The organism is Paraburkholderia bannensis (genome assembly GCF_014200455.1).
Lineage (GTDB): Bacteria > Pseudomonadota > Gammaproteobacteria > Burkholderiales > Burkholderiaceae > Paraburkholderia > Paraburkholderia bannensis_A.
This window is the reverse complement of sequence record NZ_JACHBW010000037.1, coordinates 1-18757: the sequence shown is the minus strand read 5'-3', so window position 1 is coordinate 18757 and position 18757 is coordinate 1. Positions and strand designations below refer to the sequence as shown.

19 protein-coding genes are annotated in these 18757 nt (G+C 64.5%); 12 read left to right on the top strand and 7 right to left on the bottom strand.

Translation table 11 applies throughout. The features are described from left to right. Positions 1-132: 132 nt before the first annotated feature. Positions 133-1917 (top strand): IlvD/Edd family dehydratase, encoded by a 1785-nt coding sequence (locus F4827_RS33655; RefSeq protein WP_183733221.1) that lies wholly within the window; start codon positions 133-135, stop codon positions 1915-1917. A gap of 7 nt (positions 1918-1924) precedes the next feature. Here the strand turns inward: F4827_RS33655 and F4827_RS33650 are convergent, their stop codons facing one another. The 3 genes from F4827_RS33650 to F4827_RS33640 form a co-directional block, all read right to left on the bottom strand. Beyond that, entirely contained in the window at positions 1925-2671 is a 747-nt protein-coding gene (locus tag F4827_RS33650; protein ID WP_183733219.1) for an IclR family transcriptional regulator, read from the bottom strand. 113 nt (positions 2672-2784) lie between these two features. Next, the gene (locus F4827_RS33645) at positions 2785-3018 is read right to left on the bottom strand and encodes a hypothetical protein (RefSeq protein WP_027820936.1); all 234 of its coding nucleotides are present in this window, start codon (positions 3016-3018) and stop codon (positions 2785-2787) included. 49 nt (positions 3019-3067) lie between these two features. Continuing rightward, entirely contained in the window at positions 3068-3532 is a 465-nt protein-coding gene (locus F4827_RS33640; protein ID WP_103707823.1) for an Lrp/AsnC family transcriptional regulator, read from the bottom strand. A gap of 138 nt (positions 3533-3670) precedes the next feature. Here F4827_RS33640 and F4827_RS33635 point away from each other — a divergent pair, with 138 nt between their 5' ends. Beyond that, positions 3671-4297, top strand: a complete 627-nt coding sequence (locus tag F4827_RS33635; RefSeq protein ID WP_183733217.1) for a LysE family translocator — start codon at positions 3671-3673, stop codon at positions 4295-4297. Between the two features lie 84 nt (positions 4298-4381). Here F4827_RS33635 and F4827_RS33630 read toward each other — a convergent pair whose 3' ends face one another. Next, complete coding sequence (locus tag F4827_RS33630) at positions 4382-4888, bottom strand: DUF1993 family protein (protein WP_183733215.1); 507 nt, start codon at positions 4886-4888, stop codon at positions 4382-4384. A gap of 611 nt (positions 4889-5499) precedes the next feature. Between F4827_RS33630 and F4827_RS33625 the strand changes: the two genes are divergently transcribed. Next, the gene (locus F4827_RS33625; protein WP_260175547.1) at positions 5500-6057 is read left to right on the top strand and encodes a hypothetical protein; all 558 of its coding nucleotides are present in this window, start codon (positions 5500-5502) and stop codon (positions 6055-6057) included. A 335-nt stretch (positions 6058-6392) separates the two neighbouring features. Then, on the top strand, positions 6393-6668 hold the full coding sequence (locus F4827_RS33620; protein WP_183733212.1) for an RNA-binding protein: 276 nt from the start codon (positions 6393-6395) through the stop codon (positions 6666-6668). A 6-nt stretch (positions 6669-6674) separates the two neighbouring features. Here the strand turns inward: F4827_RS33620 and nadE are convergent, their stop codons facing one another. After that, positions 6675-7574, bottom strand: coding sequence for an ammonia-dependent NAD(+) synthetase (gene nadE / locus F4827_RS33615; RefSeq protein WP_183733209.1), 900 nt, complete (start codon positions 7572-7574; stop codon positions 6675-6677). Positions 7575-7721: 147 nt separating this feature from the next. Here nadE and F4827_RS33610 point away from each other — a divergent pair, with 147 nt between their 5' ends. After that, complete coding sequence (locus F4827_RS33610) at positions 7722-8930, top strand: L,D-transpeptidase (RefSeq protein WP_183733206.1); 1209 nt, start codon at positions 7722-7724, stop codon at positions 8928-8930. 35 nt (positions 8931-8965) lie between these two features. Here F4827_RS33610 and F4827_RS33605 read toward each other — a convergent pair whose 3' ends face one another. Beyond that, positions 8966-9847, bottom strand: coding sequence for a DMT family transporter (locus tag F4827_RS33605; RefSeq protein ID WP_183733202.1), 882 nt, complete (start codon positions 9845-9847; stop codon positions 8966-8968). Between the two features lie 171 nt (positions 9848-10018). Beyond that, the gene (locus tag F4827_RS33600) at positions 10019-11602 is read right to left on the bottom strand and encodes an AarF/ABC1/UbiB kinase family protein (protein WP_183733199.1); all 1584 of its coding nucleotides are present in this window, start codon (positions 11600-11602) and stop codon (positions 10019-10021) included. Between the two features lie 281 nt (positions 11603-11883). Here F4827_RS33600 and F4827_RS33595 point away from each other — a divergent pair, with 281 nt between their 5' ends. From F4827_RS33595 to F4827_RS33565, 7 genes are all read left to right on the top strand, one after another. Then, positions 11884-12639: a DeoR/GlpR family DNA-binding transcription regulator gene (locus tag F4827_RS33595; protein ID WP_183733196.1), complete on the top strand. Its 756-nt coding sequence runs from the start codon at positions 11884-11886 to the stop codon at positions 12637-12639. 436 nt (positions 12640-13075) lie between these two features. After that, positions 13076-14161 carry a 2-aminoethylphosphonate ABC transporter substrate-binding protein gene (gene phnS, locus F4827_RS33590; protein WP_183733193.1) on the top strand — a complete coding sequence of 362 codons (1086 nt, stop codon included), beginning with the start codon at positions 13076-13078 and terminating at the stop codon, positions 14159-14161. 87 nt (positions 14162-14248) lie between these two features. Further along, positions 14249-15358, top strand: coding sequence for a 2-aminoethylphosphonate ABC transport system ATP-binding subunit PhnT (phnT, locus tag F4827_RS33585; RefSeq protein WP_409258896.1), 1110 nt, complete (start codon positions 14249-14251; stop codon positions 15356-15358). Further along, a complete protein-coding gene (locus F4827_RS33580) occupies positions 15336-16241 on the top strand; it encodes a 2-aminoethylphosphonate ABC transporter permease subunit (protein WP_183733191.1) in 906 nt (301 codons plus the stop codon). The genes phnT and F4827_RS33580 overlap by 23 nt, the downstream gene beginning before the upstream one ends. Before the next feature lie 88 nt (positions 16242-16329). Beyond that, positions 16330-17121, top strand: a complete 792-nt coding sequence (gene phnV / locus F4827_RS33575; protein ID WP_409258898.1) for a 2-aminoethylphosphonate ABC transport system, membrane component PhnV — start codon at positions 16330-16332, stop codon at positions 17119-17121. 103 nt (positions 17122-17224) lie between these two features. Then, positions 17225-17854, top strand: coding sequence for a GntR family transcriptional regulator (locus F4827_RS33570; RefSeq protein WP_260175549.1), 630 nt, complete (start codon positions 17225-17227; stop codon positions 17852-17854). Positions 17855-17899: 45 nt separating this feature from the next. After that, positions 17900-18454, top strand: a complete 555-nt coding sequence (locus F4827_RS33565) for a phosphonate degradation HD-domain oxygenase (protein WP_183733182.1) — start codon at positions 17900-17902, stop codon at positions 18452-18454. Positions 18455-18757: the final 303 nt, after the last annotated feature.

Here is an 18757-nt window from a genome sequence, read left to right as displayed (position 1 = left end):
TCCGCGTTTCTTTCTCTACTTTTCGTTTGCCTTGCCGATGCGGTGGTTGCCCTGGCTGCGCCGGGTTTTCGCGTCGTGCTAGTCTCGTTGTGTTATCGGTAACATAAGCCGGTCGCACAGGAGACACGCAACATGGCACACACGCCCGCCCGCCGTCTGCGCAGCCAGGAATGGTTCGACGATCCCTCGCACGCGGATATGACCGCGCTCTACGTCGAGCGCTTCATGAATTACGGCCTCACGCGCGAGGAGTTGCAGTCCGGGCGGCCGATCATCGGCATCGCGCAGACGGGCAGCGATCTCGCGCCCTGCAATCGTCATCACATCGCGCTCGCCGAGCGCGTGAAAGCGGGCATACGCGACTCGGGCGGCATTCCGATGGAGTTTCCCGTGCATCCGCTCGCGGAGCAGAGTCGCCGCCCGACGGCGGCGCTCGACCGCAATCTCGCCTATCTGGGCCTCGTGGAAATCCTGCACGGCTTTCCGCTTGACGGCGTGGTGCTGACCACCGGCTGCGACAAGACCACGCCCGCCTGTCTGATGGCGGTGGCCACCGTCGATCTGCCCGCCATCGTGCTCTCGGGCGGTCCGATGCTCGACGGCTGGTACGAGGGCAAGCGTGTGGGTTCGGGCACGGTGATCTGGCACGCGCGCAATCTGCTGGCGGCCGGTGAGATCGACTACGAAGGTTTTATGGCGCTGACCACGGCGTCGTCGCCGTCGATCGGACATTGCAACACCATGGGCACGGCTTTGTCGATGAACTGCCTCGCCGAGGCGCTGGGGATGTCGCTGCCCGGTTGTGCGAGCATTCCCGCGGCGTATCGCGAGCGCGGCCAGATGGCCTACGTCACGGGCAAGCGCAGCGTCGATCTGGTGCGCGCCGATGTGCGGCCGTCGCGCATCATGACGCGCGAGGCGTTCGAAAATGCCATCGTGGTGGCGTCGGCGCTGGGCGCGTCGACCAATTGCCCGCCGCACCTGATCGCGATTGCGCGACATATGGGCGTGGACCTCGCGCTCGAAGACTGGCAGCACTTTGGCGAGCAGGTGCCGCTGCTGGCGAACACGATGCCCGCCGGCGAATATCTGGGCGAGAGTTTCCATCGTGCGGGCGGCGTGCCGGCCGTGTTGCGCGAACTCGACCGCGCGGGGCTGGTGCGGCGCGAATGCACGACGGTTTCAGGCCGCACGATCGGCGAAATTGCGGATGCCGCGCCAGTCGCGGACCGCGATGTGATCCGTAGCTGCGATGCGCCGCTGATGCATGGCGCGGGATTCATCGTGCTCTCGGGCAACTTCTTCGATAGCGCGATCATGAAGATGTCGGTGGTGGGCGAGGCGTTTCGCAAGACCTATTTGAGCGAGCCGGGCGCGGAAAACGTGTTCGAAGCGCGGGCCGTCGTGTTCGATGGCCCAGAGGATTACCGCGCGCGCATCAACGACCCCGCGCTCAACATCGACGAACGCTGCATGCTGGTGATTCGCGGCTGCGGTACGGTCGGCTATCCGGGCAGCGCCGAGGTGGTGAACATGGCGCCGCCGGCGGAGATGATCAAGCGTGGTGTGACTTCGCTGCCGTGCATGGGCGATGGGCGGCAGAGCGGCACGTCGGCGAGTCCGTCGATTCTCAACATGTCGCCCGAAGCTGCCGTGGGCGGGGGGCTGGCGCTGCTGCGTACGGGCGATCGCATCAAGGTCGACCTCAATGCGCGACGCGTAGAACTGCTGATCGATCCGGCGGAACTCGAAAGACGCCGCGCTCACTCGGCGTTTTCCGCGCCGCCTTCGCAGACGCCGTGGCAGGAACTCTACCGGAAAACCGTGGGCCAGCTTTCGACGGGCGGCTGTCTTGAGTGTGCGACGCTCTACCTGCGGGTAATCGAGCAGCGGGGCGAGCCACGCCACTCGCATTAGCGGCAACTCAAAGCGTTTTGCCGATGCGGTGCGCCATCTCCACCACCGCGATTGCAATGCGCTTCTCGCGGCGCGCATCGATGCGTTCGAGCGGCAGGCTGGTGCTGACCGCCACGCGTTTGCCCAACGCAGTCACGCCGACAAAGGCCGCAAAGCACGTGAGGCCCGCGGTGACTTCCTCGCGTTCGTGAGCAAGGCCCGAACGACGGATCGCGGCAAGCGCTTCGAGTAGATCGGAACGTCGCGTGAGGGTGTGGCTCGTGACCGCGGCAAGCTGCTTCGGCAGTACCTTCGATACTTCGTCATCCGAAAGACTGGCGAGCAGCGCCTTGCCCAGCGCGCAACAATGCGCGGGCAGACGCGAACCGAGATCGGAAATCAGCCGTACCGGCCTCGTGGGATCTTCGCGCGCAATATAGACGACTTCCGCGCCATCGAGCACCGCAAGCTGCACGACCTCGTTATGTGCAGCGATAAAGCTGGCCGCTTCGTGCCGGAAGGCTTCGTGCAAGCGATCGTGACGCACATAGGCGCTGCCCAGCTCGAACAAGGTCACGCCGACGATGTATCCATCCGCGCGTTTTTCGATCCAGCGCCGACGCTCCAGCGAATCGAGCATCAGATAGAGCGTGCTGCGCGACAGGCCGGTTTGCTCCGCAATGACGGCGGCGCGCACGGGAGCCTGCGCGTGCGCGAGCAGATCGAGAATGTCGTGAATGCGCTTGAGCGCGGGTACTTCGTAGGCGGTGGACATGATCGGTCGGTCGGGTCGGCATCCAACAGGCTGGAAATACTAGCACCAGGTTGGACACCGGGTTGGACAGCGTGCCGACCGGTCATGCACGGCGCAGTGCGCGGCGGCGTCGCTCAGCGGTTGCCGTCGAGCAGGTCGTTGAGCAGTTCGTCGAACGCCGCCTGGGCGTCTTCGAGTTCCTGCAAGGCGGCGTCGAAGGTCTGCAGCGCGAACTGCGAAGGGCGGCCTTCGCCTTCGGGCGGGAATTGCGTCTGCAAGGACGTGAATGCCGACTTGACGCGTTGCGTTGCATTGAGCACGCGGTCCATGGCGGCCGCTTCTTCGGCTCGTGCCTGTTCTGGGGTCATCGAAAGCTCCGGTTTGAAATAAGGTGAGGACGGTGCCGCATGGCCTGATTCAAGGCAGCGGCAATCCACCCTCGGATTTGACTTCACGCAGCGATAGCGCCGACTCCACCGACGTGACGCCTGGCAGGCTGCGCAGTTCGTCGCGCATGAAGGTGCCGTAGTCGTCGAGATCGCGCGCGACGATCATCAAAATATAGTCCGCCGTGCCGGCAACGTTGTGGCACGAAAGAATGCGCTCGATGGCACAAACTTCGCGTTCGAAGCGATCGGCGAGCGCGCGGTCGTGCACGGCGAACCGCACCGATACATAAGCGACCACGCCATAACCCAGCGCGCGGCGCGAGAGCATCGCGCGGTAACGCTCGATATAGCCGTCCTGCTCCAGCCGCTTGAGGCGGCGCGCGCAGGGCGTTTCGCTCAATCCGACCGTTTCCGCGAGCCGCGCGTTGGGCATCCGGCCATCGGCCTGCAAGGCGCCGAGGATGGCGCGATCGAGTTTGTCGAGGTCGCTCATATTGCGTCGAGTGCTTTTCCTGTTCGGATGCGGATATTTTAGTTGATTCCGCTCTCTATAACCGATTTGATCACGAATTACGCCAGAAATCGCTCCAGATTTAGCGGCAACATAGAGCCTCTTCCAGTCGAGGCCATCATGATTTCCGCTCACCTGATGTTGATGTTCATCGCCGCCCTGATCGTCGTTTGCGCACTGCCGGGGGCGGATATGGCGCTGGTGATGCAAACCAGCATGAGCCGCGGTGCGCGGCGCGGCTTTGCGGCGGCTTGTGGTCTCGGGCTGGCGCGCGCAACGCATGCCACGCTCTCTGCCTGCGGACTGGCGGCGCTGCTTCATAACGCGCCATGGCTTTATGAGGTCGTGCGCTATGCGGGTGCGCTTTACCTGACGTACGTGGCCGTGCAGATTTTTCGTGCGCCGGTGTTTGCGTTGCCAGAAGAGACTGCGATTGCCCGGCAACGCCCGCTGCGCGCAGACTTCTTCAAGGGCTTGCTGACCAATCTGCTGAACCCGAAGGCGCTGCTGTTCTGCTCGGTGCTGCTGCCGCAGTTTATTCGCCCTGAACAGGGCTCGGTCTGGCTGCAGGTGATCGAACTGGGCATCGTGCTGGTGATCGTCTGCGCATTGTTCGACGCCATCTACGTGCTGGGCGCGGCGCGCATCGCTGTCTGGCTGCGCCGCAGTCCGGTCGCGCAGACGGTGCAGAAGTGGGCCTTCTCTTGCGCGCTGATCGGTTTCGCGGTGCGCCTGTCGCTCGACTGAGCGCTTCGTCTCACACCGCTTTCTCTCATACGGCGGACCCGGGTCTGAGGCCTCAGGTCCACCGCATCCCTACGCGCCCCGCTTTTAACGGCCGCCCAGATAGTCGAGCTTGCCTAGCTCCACGCCGTTATGGCGCAGGATGTCGTAAGCCGTCGTCACGTGGAAGTAGAAGTTGGGCAGCACGAAAGCCAGCAGATAGCTCTGGCCCGTGAATTCGATCGGACCCGAGCGCATTTTCAGCGTGATGCTCTTGTCTTCCGTGCCGTCGATCTGCTCGGGCTTGAACGTGTTCAGATAATCGATGGTCTTCTGGATGCGCGTGTGCAGATCGTCGAAGCTCACTTCCACGTCGTCGAACTTCGGCGCATCCACTCCTGCGAGCCGCGCAGCGCAACCCTTGGCCGTATCCGTGGCGATATGAATCTGGCGCGCGAGCGGCAGCATGTCGGGGAAAAGCCGTGCGCCGGTGAACACTGCCGGATCGATCTGCTTTTCGGCCGCATGTGCCTGTGCCTTGCCGATGATGGTCTGCAGGTTGGCGAGACCGCGCGCGAGCACGGGCACCGAGGCTTGATACATGGTGATGGACATGGGAATTCCTCGTTTCCTTTATTAGGCGCGCTGGCTCCGATGCGGAGCTGAGCGGGCGAGCCATTATGCGCCAACGGTTTGGCCGCCGCCATTGGCCGAACGGCCGATCTTGCGCGCAACGGTGCGCATCTGATTTTATCGATGGCATCGGCGGCCTTCGCGCCGTGAAGGCCGAGCCCGGTTCGATCACCGCAATCGCCACGCGCTTGCAACGCGACCGCTGTGCGGTAGCCGCGCGCGTCGATCTTCAACTGTCGATCGACTGAGACGTTTTCGGCTGGGACGAGCACGAACACGATGTCAAGAAGCCGAGACCACGCACCAGTTGATTGGCAGGACGAACAAAAATTCCGTTGTTGATCCGGATGGTTAGATGCTCCATGCAGAAAGCCGCTGCCTGCGCGCGTTTGCGCGTGCGCCGTATCAAACGTACCAGGCGAGGTTCGTTTCAGGCAGGGGCCGCACGCTTGCCCTGGCGCACTTTCACCACATCAAAATTCGAATGTGTTTTAATTAGCCAACATTGACCATCCATTCAGCATCGTACGGCAGCGTACGGTGCTCTTACCACGAACGCAAAATTGGCAGAAGACTGTCCGACCGTGCGTAGCATGGCGAAAAGTGCGGCACGCCGGAAGGCGCCGCGCGCGCTGGGTGTAGCGCTGCATAGTGTGCTGCTGGCGCTCGTTGTTGGCGGGGCGGCGCGCAGCGCGCCTGTCTGGGCGCAGGATCCGCGGCTGCTTGACGCACGCGTGACGCAGGAATCGGTGGCGGATACGATCTGCCGGCCGGGTTACGCCGATACCGTAGCGCCGTCGTTCGACGTGGCGATGGCGCAGAAAGACCGCCTGCTCTCGACGCGCGGTATCGACGCCGAAGACGGCATCACCTACGCGCTCGACCGTCACGTGCCAATCGTGCTCGGTGGCTCGCCAGATGCGCAGGCGAATTTCGATCTGCTGCCGTGGGGCGGTCATGCCGGAGAGCGTCGCAAGTCGCTGCTCACCGTGCGCCTCAAGCGCTGCGTCTGCGCAGGCCGCATCTCGCTTGCCGAGGCTCAGGCGACGATCGCGGGCAATTGGTCGCGCCAGTATGATCAGCTAACACGCATGCAATGCGGCAGCGATATCGGCGACACCACGTCGGCGAGCCGCGACGAAGGTCCTTGAAGCGGCCTGATGAAGGCGGCCCTTTTTCTGGCGTTCCCCCTCGCTCTGCTGACTCATGCATCCCACGGGCACGCTCGTTGCGGGCTCTAGCGCTGCTCCGGGAAACCCGCCGAAACTCGACAATATGACGCAGTGCGCGTGCAGCAAAATCGGTCTACTCTGATGTATATCAATAAGAAGGAGTGAGCGAAATGCTAGCGTCCGGTCTCTCGATACTTGTCGTGATTTCTGTGGCTTTGCTCGGCCAGTCGTGCCTGATGCGCGCCAAGGCGCGTGCGAGCCTGCAACCCGTGCGCGTTCGGTCAGACCGTGCGCGCCGTAACCGGTAGACCGATATGCACCTGACTGTCTGGAATGTCCCCGAAACCTGCAGCGAGCAGGAAGTGCACGATTTTTTCAAGCGTGAACTCGGACACTACGCCAAGGCAGTCAAGGTGTATGACGTGGGCACGCCCAACGCTCATGCCGATCTCGAACTCGATTCGGAAGTGCCTTATGTGGGCGAAGCCGTCGCGCGCGAATTGCAGAGCCGGCGACTTGCCGGCGTGGCGCTGCGCGTGAGCGCGCCGCCCTTCGATAGCGAAGAGCCCGAAGTGCGCCGTCCGGCCTGAGCGTTTTTATGCCGATGTCGCCTTCGCGTGCGGCAGCGGGGCATCGGGCGAATAGGGCAGTGCCCGCTTATGCCGGGTCGCCTCGTAATAGCGCAGGATCGTTGCGCAGGCGTGATCGCTTACCGGCTTGGCCTCCAGAAAATCGTCGATTTCCTCGTAGCTGACACCATAGGCGTCCTCATCGGGCCTTTGCGGGCGCAGCGTTTCGAGGTCGGCGGTCGGCGTTTTTTCCACGAGGCGCTGCGGCACGCCCAGGTGACGTGCAAGCGCGCGCACGCGCCGCTTCGTCAATCCCGCCAACGGCAGCACATCCGCGCCGCCATCGCCGAATTTCGTAAAGAATCCCATCAACGATTCAGCCGCGTGGTCGGTGCCGATCACGAGGCCCGTACGCGCGCCCGCTACGGCGTATTGCGCAATCATCCGCTCGCGGGCCTTGATGTTGCCGAGCACGAAGTCCTGCTGCGCCGCGTCTTCGAATGTCAGCCCGCCTGCTGCGAGCGAAGCGCGCATTGCGTCGGCTGCCGGGGCGATATCGACGCTCAATATTTCGTCTGGCTGAATGAAGCCGAGGGCCGCCGCGGCGTCTTCCTCGTCGCGCTGGGTGCGGTAGGGCAGGCGCATGGCGATGAAGCGCGCATCGCGGCCTTGCTCGCGCAGTGTTTCGACGGCCAGTTGTGCAAGACGGCCCGCCGTCGTCGAATCCACGCCGCCGCTGATGCCGAGCACGAATGCGCGCAGTCGGCTCGCGCGCAGGCTGTCGGCGAGGAAGGCGATGCGCCGCTTGATCTCGTCGGGCGGGCAAAACGAGGTGGCGACGCCCAGCTCGGCGGCGATGGCGCGCTGGCGAGCGTGCTGGCTGTCGCGCTGGGATGCGCAAGGTGTCGATGCGGTAGCTTCAGTCATGCTTTTGCTCGCTCGATTGGGTTTGTCTGGTCACGCTGCGGCTTGGCGGCGACTTAAATTCGATGTCTGGTCTAATGTCGGATGATTCGGGCGCGCAAATTGCAGGGTGTCCGATATCAAACGAACGTATAAACAGCCGGATTCACGATGAACGACTATTGCTCGCGCGGCGCTCAGGCAAGCGTGAACGGGGGTGTCCGGGGCGACGCCGCGAAGACTCATTATCACGGCACAAGGCGCGTGCTGCAGTACGTGCGGCTTGCGGCGCTGTGCGCGGTGGCCTGGTGCGCCAACGCAACCGCTGCGGAGGGTGCACCGGCTTCAGGTGCGCATGCCGGTTCCGGGGCGATACAGGCGGCATCTGGCGCAATGGCTGCGGCTGCCAAGGCAAGAGCGCCATCGGCTGCCACGACGGCGTCCGCTGCGGTCGCGGCCTCTGCCGCATCAACGGCTCCTGCTGCGTCAACGGCATCAACGGCGTCAGCGGCTTCAACGACCGCTGCCTCCGCGCCGGTCGCCGCGTCAGGCCCCGCGCCGCTCACGCTGCCCGAGCATGCCAAACTCACGCCACAACAGGCCGCCGGGGAAACCCGTCACGCTCTGGCGATGCGTGAAACCTTCGCGCGCGACGTGACGCGCCGCCTGCGCGTGCCGCTTGCCGATCAGCGTGCTTACGGCCAGCGCCTGCAAGCGGCGCTCGACGCCAAGGATCTCGGCGCGCTGGCGGGCGAGTATGTGATCCTCGTGGATCGCAGCGCCAATGTGCAGGCGCTCTTCATCTATTTCCGCGCAATGCCGGGCGAAACCTGGCAGATGATCGGCGCGTCGCCGGTCGCAACGGGGCGGCCCGGCGAATTCGACCACTTCTTGACGCCGCTGGGCGTTTTCGAGCACACGCCGTCGAACATGGACTTCCGCGCGGAAGGCACGATGAACGAGAACAATATTCGCGGCTACGGCAAGCGCGATATGCGTATCTACGATTTCGGCTGGGTCGACGGCGAACGGGGCTGGGGCAAGGGCGGCTACTCGCCGATGCGCTTCCAGATGCATGCCACGGATCCCGACCGGCTGGAGCCTCTGCTCGGCATCCGCCATTCGAAGGGCTGCGTACGCATTCCCGCATCGCTCAATGCGTTTATCGACCACAACGGCATCATCGACGCCGAATATCAGGCGCTGGTCGATTCGGGCAAATCGCTGTGGGTGCTGCACCCGAATCGCGAGATCACGCCGTGGGCCGGGCGCTTTATCGTGGTGATCGATTCGGCGCGCAAGACGCGTCCCGCCTGGGCGCCTGCGCCGGGCAGCCAGGCGCGCGCGAAACTGCCCAAGGGCGGCGATACAGCCGATTGACGATCGATGACTAACGATCGACGGGCGCGGCGGCGCTAACCGCGTCGCGCAAGCAGCACCCCCGCGAGCGCCACGCCGAAGCCCGCGATCTGGACCGGCGTGAGCGTTTCGCGGAATAGCAGCCAGCTTTCCAGCGCGGCCAGCGGCGGCGCGAGGAACAGCAGCGCGGTGGCGCGGGCCGCATCGCCGTGACGCACCATCCAGACGAGCAGCGTCACGCCCGCGCCGGACAGCATGGCGATTCCCCAGCCGAGCGAAATCCACAGCGTCGCCGAAGCGATCCAGCGATGCTCCCCGAGAGCGAGCGCGAGCAGCGCCGCAACGATCGCCGCGCCCGCGTTCTGCACGGCGCTCGCGCTGCGGATGTCGGCCTGCGCGAGCGAGGTCTTCTGGTACAGCGTGCCCGCGGTGATCGCGCCGATCGACAGCACTGAAACGATCACGACGATGACCGGGCTTACGTGCGCGCCACCGGCGAATGAGACGCCGGCGCTCGCGTGCAGCTTTGGCGTCAGTACGAGCACGACGCCCGCCAGACCCAGCGCCATGCCTTGCCAGCGTCGCGGAGCAATCCGCTCGCCGAACAGCGGCGCGGCGAGCGCGGCGGTCAGCAGGGGCTGGAGCGCGCCGAGCAGCGCCATGACGCCGGCGCTCAGGCCCTGCGCCACGGCCCAGTAACCCGCGCCCAGATAGACCCCTTGCAGCAGCGCGCCCGCGAAAAGATGCTTGCCGATCTCGCGTCCGCGCGGCCAGGGCGCGCGCATCGCCAGTGCTACGCAAGTGAACAGCAGCGCCGTGCCGCCGAAACGCGCGAGCAGAAACAGATTGGGATCGGCGTAGGGCGCGATGGCGCGGGCGACGACAAAACCCGTCGACCACAAAAAGACGAAGAGAGCGGGCGTGAGCGCGGCGAACATAGCTGGCGTGAGGGCGAACTGCTGATCGAAAGGCTCGGAGTATCGCCCGCCGGGATCAGGCGGTCTTGTTCAGGACTGCACTGATCCCCAATCGCAACTAACAGCCAATCCCGGCTCGCATCAACGAATTGGGCCGTACTGGCGAAGCGACGGATCTGTCGAGCAGATCGTTCAAGCAGGCACGAGGCTGAACAGCGTCGCCACCACGCCGATGAACGTGCCACTCAGCGCGCAGGCGACAAGCAGCGCGCGGGTGCGCCGATGCTCACGCCGCAGTGCTTCGAGCATCGCTGCCTGAGCCTGCGCCTGCGCGCCGGGCTGGTCGTGCGTCGCACCCGAGTGATGGTGCATGAAGCGATAAACAAGCTGCGGCACGCGTGGTGCGATTTGCGCGAGATGAGGCAATTCCTGCGAGAGCCGCTTGATCCAGCCGTGGTGACCGAGGTCGCGCTTCGCGATATCGCCGAGTGTCGTCTTCGCGATACCCCAGGCGTCCACATCGGGATGGATTGTGCGCGCGAGCGCTTCCGCCTGACCGAACGTGCGTTGAGCCGCAGCAAGCCGTGGCGATACCGCACCACCGAACGGCTGGACCGCATGCAGCAGATGATGAAACAGCGCGCCCGCGCTGCGATCGCCCTCATCGTCGGCGAAATGGGCTTCGCTGCGGGTGCGCAATTCGGCTTCAATCTGCTCGGGGCGCGCGTGCACGGGCACGTGACCGGCGGCGTGATGCAGGTTCGCGAGGCGTCCGTAGTCCTGCTCGAATAGCGCCGTCGCGCCGTGGACGAAGAACTCGCGTTCCGGCGAGGAAAGCGAGGTCATCAGCGCCGCACTCGCGAACACGAGCCGTCCGCGCGTCTGCGGTTCGACGCTCACCGCGACGCGGCGCGCATCGAATGCCGCATGAAAGAAGCCATGCTCGAAGGCTTGTTGCGTGACCACTTCGATCAGATGCGCGGCCACCTTCGTCACGTTGATGTGATGCATCGCGAGTCCGGCCACATCGGTCGCGCGCAACGTGTCGACGTGCTCGACCGTGAGCGTGTGCGGCGTGCAGAAGTCCCAGATCACATCGGGCACGAGCACGCGCTCATCATCGGCGAGGTGATGGCCGCTCTGGCTCAGATTGGCCGCCTGCGCACGCAGATCGAAACGACGTTGCAGATCGTCGCGCAGCGTCTGGGCGAGCGTGCGCAGATGCAACTTGCGTGCAGCGCCTGAGAAGCGTTCGAGCCAACGCGCGACGGTGCACAGCAGCGCGGCTTCGTCGTCGACTTCCTGAGCCTGTTTCGCGCGCAGCACACGCACGGTCACCATCTGATGACCGTTGGCCAGCAACTGCAAGCGCGCGATATGCGTCTGCTCGCACCAGCCGTTCTGGCAGGGCGTGGGGTCGATCCACGAAAAGAGCGATTGCACCGGCTTGCCGAGCGCGCTTTGCAGGGCGGCGTTCAACTGCTCGGGCGTAAGCGGTTCCTCAACGTGCTCGATCGCGTCGATCGCGTCATGCAGGGTGGAGGCCGCGAGGTCGGGGTGCGTCGCGACCAATTGCGCGAAGGCGCTCGCGAGCGGCGCGAGGCGCGGCAGCGCGCTCGAAAGATGCGTGGCGAGTCGCTCGTTTTCGCGCACCCGTGCGGCAAGCGAGACGATCCAGTGAAGCTTGTGGTGCTCGGGTGCGGCAAGCCATATCAGCCGGATGCCATAGCGCAGCGCGCAGAACAAAAGACGCAGTTGGCGAAGTCTGGAACGCATGGATTCGGGATTCGGGATTCGGGATTCGGCGGTCGCGATCGTCGCAGTTACACGTCGCAGTGACGTTGGAACGGTTGACCATCCATCGCTTCGAATATCCGGATGGCCAGCACGAGAGTAGCAGGGATGATCGTGCGATGGCAGGGCAGGCTTCTACGGGGCCGCATGGGTTCTGCATGCGCCATGCATGGCGGCACGCCGGCGCGGGGCCGAAGTGCGCGGGGAGCACGCGTAATACAATACGGCGGCCTTTCCGATTCCACGCGCAATGCGCCCCCCAGATGCTCGCTGAACAACGTCACCAATACATCCTTTCGCAAGTGAACCGGACCGGCGCGCTCTCGGTGGCGGACCTCGTGCGCGAGCTGCGTGTCTCGCGCGAAACCATCCGTCGCGATCTCAACACGCTGGCTGGCCGCGGCCTGCTGGTCACGACGCACGGCGGCGCGCTGTCGAGCGACCGCCGCGAGCCCGATCTCGATGTTCGCGACACGGCCAATGCCAATGCCAAACGCGCGATCGGCGAACGCGCAGCAGAGTTCGTGCCCGATGGCGCGTCCGTCATCATCGATTCGGGCAGTACGACTCACGCGCTTGCGCGCGCGCTGACCGACCGGCACCGCCTCACGGTCTATACGAACGACTGGCGCATCGCCTTGCTGCTCGGTCGTCGCAACGAGAATCGGGTGACGCTGCTGGGCGGCGAGCTCTCCGATCACGAGGAAGCGACCTTCGGGCTCGATACCGTGCAGCAGCTTTCGCAATATCACGCCGATTACGCCTTCGTCGGCGCGGGCGGCATTACGGCCGACGGCTGGCTGACCGACTACTCGCGCATGGTCGCCGAAGTGCGCAGCCGCATGCTGACGGCCGCCGCGTGCGCCATCGTGGTGGCGGACCATTCGAAATTCGGCCGCATGACGCCGGTACGCATCAACGGCTTCGAGCGCGCGCGCTATGTCATCACCGAACTCGCGCCCGAAAAGGCTGTGGCGCGCGCCATCGAGTCGCGCGGGCCAGAGCTCGTCGTCGCCTGATTCCCTTCGCTGCCACGGCGCGCGCGGCCTGCCCGCGCGCCGCAGTTCTTTCTCTTTCCTCTTCTCAGCCTTGAGCCGACGCGTGCGCTGAACCGCATACGTGCCGATTTCGCCACGTTTGCCAATTTGCTTATTTTTGGCAAATTGTGGAATTTTTTGACAAACGCCACAATCGTCACGGCGATGTCACGGAAATCTGTGATTCTTGCCGGGCCCGTACAGACGGGGCTGGCGCATGACACGGCAGTGACCGTGCGCACCATGCAGCCGGGCGGTTTTAGGGTGGCAACGGCGGATTGCAGACAATCTGCACTCTGCGCGCCAGACCGGCCGCAGCACGGGCAAAGGCAGGCGGCGTAGTCCGCCGAAAGTCGACGATTCACTAAACACGCATCGGGTAGCCCCGAGCACATGGTTTTTGCCTTCGGAGAGTGACATGAACCAACGGAATTCCCATCGCGCGGGTTTCGCACGCAAAGCGCTGCCGATGATGATCGCCGCCACGCTGCTGCAATGCGCCGCGATGAGCGCCCACGCCGCCGACGCGGTCGTGCTGTACACGGCTGACGGCCTCGAAAATCTCTACCGCGACGTTCTGCCGGCCTTCGAGAAGAAGGAAGGCGTGAAGGTCAATATCGTGACCGCCGGCAGTGGCGAAGTTGTGAATCGCGCCAACGTCGAAAAAGACGCACCGAAGGCCGACGTGATCATCACGCTGCCGCCGTTCATCCAGCAGGCCCAGCAAAGCGGTCTGTTGCAGCCGTACCAGAGCGTGAACTACAAGAACGTTCCGGCGATCGCCAAGGCGACCGACGGTTCGTGGGCCACCTTCGTGAACAACTACTTCTCGTTCGCGATCAACCCGGACGTAGTGAAGAACCAGCCGAAGACGTTTGCAGACCTGCTGCATCCGGACTATTCGGGCAAGGTCGCTTACTCGAACCCGGCTACGGCGGGCGACGGCATGGCCGTGATCATTCTCACGACCTCGCTGATGGGCGAAGACAAGGCGTTTGACTACCTGAAGAAGCTCGAGCAGAGCGCCAAGTTCCACACCAAGGGCACGGGTTACCTCGACGTGCTGCTCTCGCGTAACGAAATCTCGGTGGCCAACGGCGACCTGCAGATGGACCTCGACGACGCAGCCAACGGCGGTCTCTCGCTCAAGCCGATCTTCCTCGCCGCCGACGCAGGCGGTCGTCCGACCACCTTCCAGCTGCCGTACGCAATCGGACTGATCAAGGGCGGCCCGAACCAGGCCGAAGGCAAGAAGCTGATCGACTACCTGATGTCGACGGACGTGCAATCGAAGGTGCCGGACATCTTCGGCATTCCGGGCCGCACGGACGTGGCGTTGACGGGCAAGAACGGCGCAGCGGTCAAGCAGGCGATCGAAGGCGTGAAGCTGATTCCGGTGGACTGGAACCAGGTGATGGCGAAGAAGGCTGACTGGACGACGCGCTGGAAGAACGAGGTGATCGGCTCGTCGGGCAAGCAGATCGAAGTCGTCAAGCCGCAGTAAGGCGCGCAGCAGGGCAGTCCGCGTGATTCTTCTGACTCCGCGCGGCTGCCCAGTACTACCTTGTTTCAAATGCAGGAGATGAACCCGGTGAATACCGCAAGCCTTGCGTCGGCCGAGATGGCCCGCGCCCTGCCGGACGCGTCCGGCCTGACCGATGCAACCGGCGCCCATGGTGCGGCGGGCCTGCAGATCGACCGCCTGAGCGTGCGTTTCGGCACGCGCACGGTGCTCAACGACCTGTCGCTCACGATCCGTCGCGGCGAGTTGCTGACCGTGCTTGGCCGCAGCGGTTGCGGCAAGACCACCTTGCTGCGCTTCATCGCCGGGTTCATCGAAGCCGATGGGCTTGCCGGTTCGCTGACCGTTGCCGGTCGCGATCTCACGCACGTGCCGCCGCATCAGCGCAATCTGGGTTTGCTGTTCCAGAGCTATGCGCTTTTCCCGCATCTTTCGGTGTTCGAGAACGTCGCGTTCGGCCTGAAGGCGCGCCGCGTGCCCTCGCGCGATATCGCGCGACGCGTGGCCGATGCGCTCAAGCTCGTGCAACTGGGCGATCAGGGTCACGTGATGCCCGCGCAGCTCTCGGGCGGCATGCAGCAGCGCGTGGCGCTCGCGCGCGCGTTGGTGATCGAGCCGGATGTGCTGCTGCTCGACGAGCCGCTGTCGGCGCTCGATGCCAATCTGCGCGCCTCGGTGCGCTCCGAACTCAAGGCGCTGCATGAGCGTCTGCCCAATCTGACGATCGTTTGCGTCACGCACGATCAGGACGACGCGCTGGTGCTGTCCGATCGCACGCTGCTGATGCGTGACGGTCATATCGCGCAGCTCGGCACTCCGCAGGAGCTTTACGACACGCCCAACGACGCCTACGTCGCCCGCTATCTGGGCGCGGCGAATCTGCTGCCGCCAGGCGTGGCGTTTCCGGTGGGCGACCCGCGCCACGACGTGCGCGACAAGCTCGCCTGTCTGCGTCCCGAAAGCCTGCGCATCGTGCCGCTTGGCGAAGGCGCATTGCATGGCACGATCGAGTCGGTCGAGTGGTATGGATCGGTGCTTTCCGTGCCGGTGTTGCTCGACGCGATGCCTAACGAACCGGTGCTCGTCACCATGCAGCGCGGCCACGGCATGACGCCGGAAAAGGGCATGCGCGTCTCCCTGCGTTACGAGGCTGACGATGTCGTCCTTATCAACCCCTGATTTCCCGCTGCCGGGCGCCGACGCCCACGCCGCCGCCGTGCGCCGCCGCGAGCGCCGCGCGCAATGGCACATCGCCTTTTTGCTCGTGTTCGTGCTCGGGCCTCTGGTGGTCTATCCGCTCGTGCGCCTCGTGCTGCTGAGCCTGAGCGGCGCGCACGGTCTGAGTTTCGGTGCGTACGCAACTTTCTTTGGCAATCCCGATTCGCGCGGCGTGATCGGCACGACGCTGTGGATTCTGTTCCTGAGCGCGGGCGTGGCCTCGCTGCTCGGCGTTGCAATCGCGGCGATCCTGTTTTTCAAGCCGTTCCCGGGCGCGCAGCTCGTTACGCGCTTTCTGGAATTGTTCGTGGCGTTCCCGTCGTTTCTGGTCGCGTTCACGCTGATTTTTCTGTACGGCTCGCAGGGTTCGGTGAGCATTGGTTTGCAGCGGCTCTTTCATCTGCAGTCGCCGCCGCTCGATTTCCTGTTCGGGATCGGCGGTGTGGTGCTGGCGGAAGTGGTGTTCTACGCGCCTTTCGTGGTGCGCCCGACGCTTGCGGCGTTTGCGCTGCTCGACATGCGTTTGATCGAAGCGGCGCGCAGTCTCGGCGCGAATAACCGCATGGTCGCCGCGCGCGTGATCCTGCCGCTCGCCTGGCCGGGCATCGCGGCGGGCACGATCCTCTGTTTCCTGCTGACGTTCAACGAGTTCGGCATTCTGCTCGTGCTCGGCAGCGCGCATCTGGTCACGCTGCCGGTGGCGATCTATAGCTCGGCGACCGTCGATCTGGATCTGCCGACCGCTGCCGCAGGCGCGGTCGTGATGCTCGCGATGTCGCTTTCCTTGTACGCGCTGTATCGGCGCGTGAATCGCCGCAATGGAGGCGCGCGCAATGGCAAGTAATTCTTCCGTCAATCCGGTGGCCGCGGCCTCGGAACCCGTCGCGCTGCCGCCGAAGCATCGGCGCGCGCGGCCCGTCGAGCGCAGCGTGATGACGCGCATCGGCAGCGGTGCGTTGCTTGCGCTGGCGGCGCTGCTGTGTTTCTGGCTGTTCGTGCTGCCCGTGATCGTGGTGGCGCTGTCGAGCGTGGCCTCGCACTGGTCGGGCACGATCCTGCCCGATGGTTTCAGCATGCGCTGGTTCGAGCGGCTCGGGTCGAGCGATTTCGATGCGCTCGTGACCAGCCTGGAAATCGGTTTTGGCGTGGCGGTGCTGGGGACGGCGCTCGGTCTGTGGCTTGCGCTGGCGCTCGAAGGACGCGACCGCAAGGGCCTGGGCGTGGTCGTCGACACGCTGGCGATGGTGCCTAACGGCGTGCCCAGCGTGGTGCTCGGTCTCGCGGTGCTGATTGCCTATCACAAGGCGCCCGTGGACCTGTCGAGCTCGGCGGCGATCGTGGTGTTCGTGCAGCTCGCGCTGGTGCTGCCGTTCTGTTACCGCTGTGCGTCGGCGGCGCTGCGTCCCGAACTGACGATCCTGCGCGAGGCGGCGGCAAGTCTCGGCGCACCGCCCGCGATGGTGCTGCGCCGGGTGGTGCTGCCGCAACTGGTGCCTGCGATCCGAGCGAGTCTCGCGCTGGGCTTCGCGCTCTCGCTCGGCGAACTGGGCGCGACGCTCACGGTGTATCCGCCGGGCTTTGCGACGGTGCCGATCGTCGTGGTCGGTGCGGTCGAGCGCGGTTACTATCTGCCGGCATCGGCGCTCTCGCTGATTCTGCTGGTCGTCTCGCTGGTGGCGTTGTTGCTGATCGCGGCACGCCCGCCGCGCAAGCGTGCGGACTGACACGATGGACGCCATACGCTTCGAGGGGCTGCATCGGCGTGATGAAGGCGCGGTGCGTCGGGATGACGAAGCGGCTCGCGTCGCTGTGCCGACGCCGCTTGCGATGGTGCGTCAGCATTCGCTAACGGACCTCGTGCGGGCGGAGATAGAAAGCTGTATTACGCGTGGCCAGCTCGCGCCGGGCGCCAGGCTCGTCGAAGCCGAATGGGCCGCGCGTTTGCAGGTGTCGCGCGGACCGGTGCGCGAAGCGTTGCGTGCGCTCGAACAGACCGGTCTGGTGCGCAACGAAAAGCATCGCGGCGTGTTCGTGCGCAGCGTATCGGGCGTCGAAGCTGAGGAGTTGGCGGCGCTGTGCGCGGTGCTGGAAGCGGCGGCTTGCCGCATCCTGGCGGCACGTATTGACGCCGCGCAGGTGGCCCGCTTGCGCGAACGGCTCGACGCCATGCGCGATGTGCTTGATGACGAAGGCGAATTCCTGCGGGCGCGCGAAGCGTTTCGCGATGCGCTGGTAGCCGCGGCAGGCAATGGCAAGCTGTACGAAAGCTGGCGGCGCGCGGTCAGCGAAGCGCGGCTGGCGAATCGCGCTGTATTTGACGATGCGCAGCGTGAGGCATCGTATTCCCAGCATCGTGCGGTATTGAATGCGCTGGCGTCGCGCGACGCCGATGAGGCCATCGCTCAGATGCGTGGGCTGACTGATCAAGACCAGCGGGGCGGCAGCGGCGAGCGTTGAAAATTAGCGCGCGCTGTCGAGATCGACGAAAGGGAGTAGGAAAGCATGGCACTGAGTCTGGAAGATATTCGCGGCCTCTTCGAGCAGCACGGCGCACAGGCATATAGCGGCGAGCCGGTCACGCAGCTGGAACATGCGCTGCAAAGCGGCGCGCTGGCAGAAGAGGAGGGCGCGAGCGACGAACTCGTGGCAGCGGCTTTTCTGCACGACCTCGGGCATCTGCTGAATCGCCAGGGCGAAACGCCCACCGAGCGCGGTATCGACGACCTGCATCAATACTATGCGCTACCGTTCCTGCGGCCGATCTTGCCGGAGAGCGTGCTGGAGCCGATTCGCCTGCATGTCGATGCGAAGCGCTATCTGTGCGCAACCGACGAAGCCTATTTCAGCTGCCTGTCGCTGGATTCGGTGCGCAGCCTGCAACTGCAAGGCGGCATCTTCGACGCGGAAGGTGCGCAGGCATTTGCCGCCCGTCCCTTCGCGGACGATGCGGTGCGTCTGCGCCGTTGGGATGATCTGGCGAAGGTCGCCGGTAAAGAAACGCCGGGCCTTGACCACTACCTGCAGATCGTCGAAAGCGTGATGCAACGTCACGCCTGAGACCTTCTCGCTCCCTTTCAGGAGATTTCAAAAATCTCTTGCCAGCGACCACGCCGATAACTAGGATCCCCTTCCTTCGCATTCTCACCATGAGAGTGCGGGGAGACGGGAAGCCTTATTAGCAGCTTTGCAGTCTTTTGAGCGGCAGGTATTTAACGCCAGCGAGTTTTAAGTGAAGTAAAAAAACTTGTTGACGAAGCGCTCGATGGTCTGCATAATCTCGTTTCTCTGCTGCAGACGCAGCAACGCAGAACCCGCCGGTAGCTGGACCGCTGGCGCGAAGTTCGCGAATCGATCTTTAAA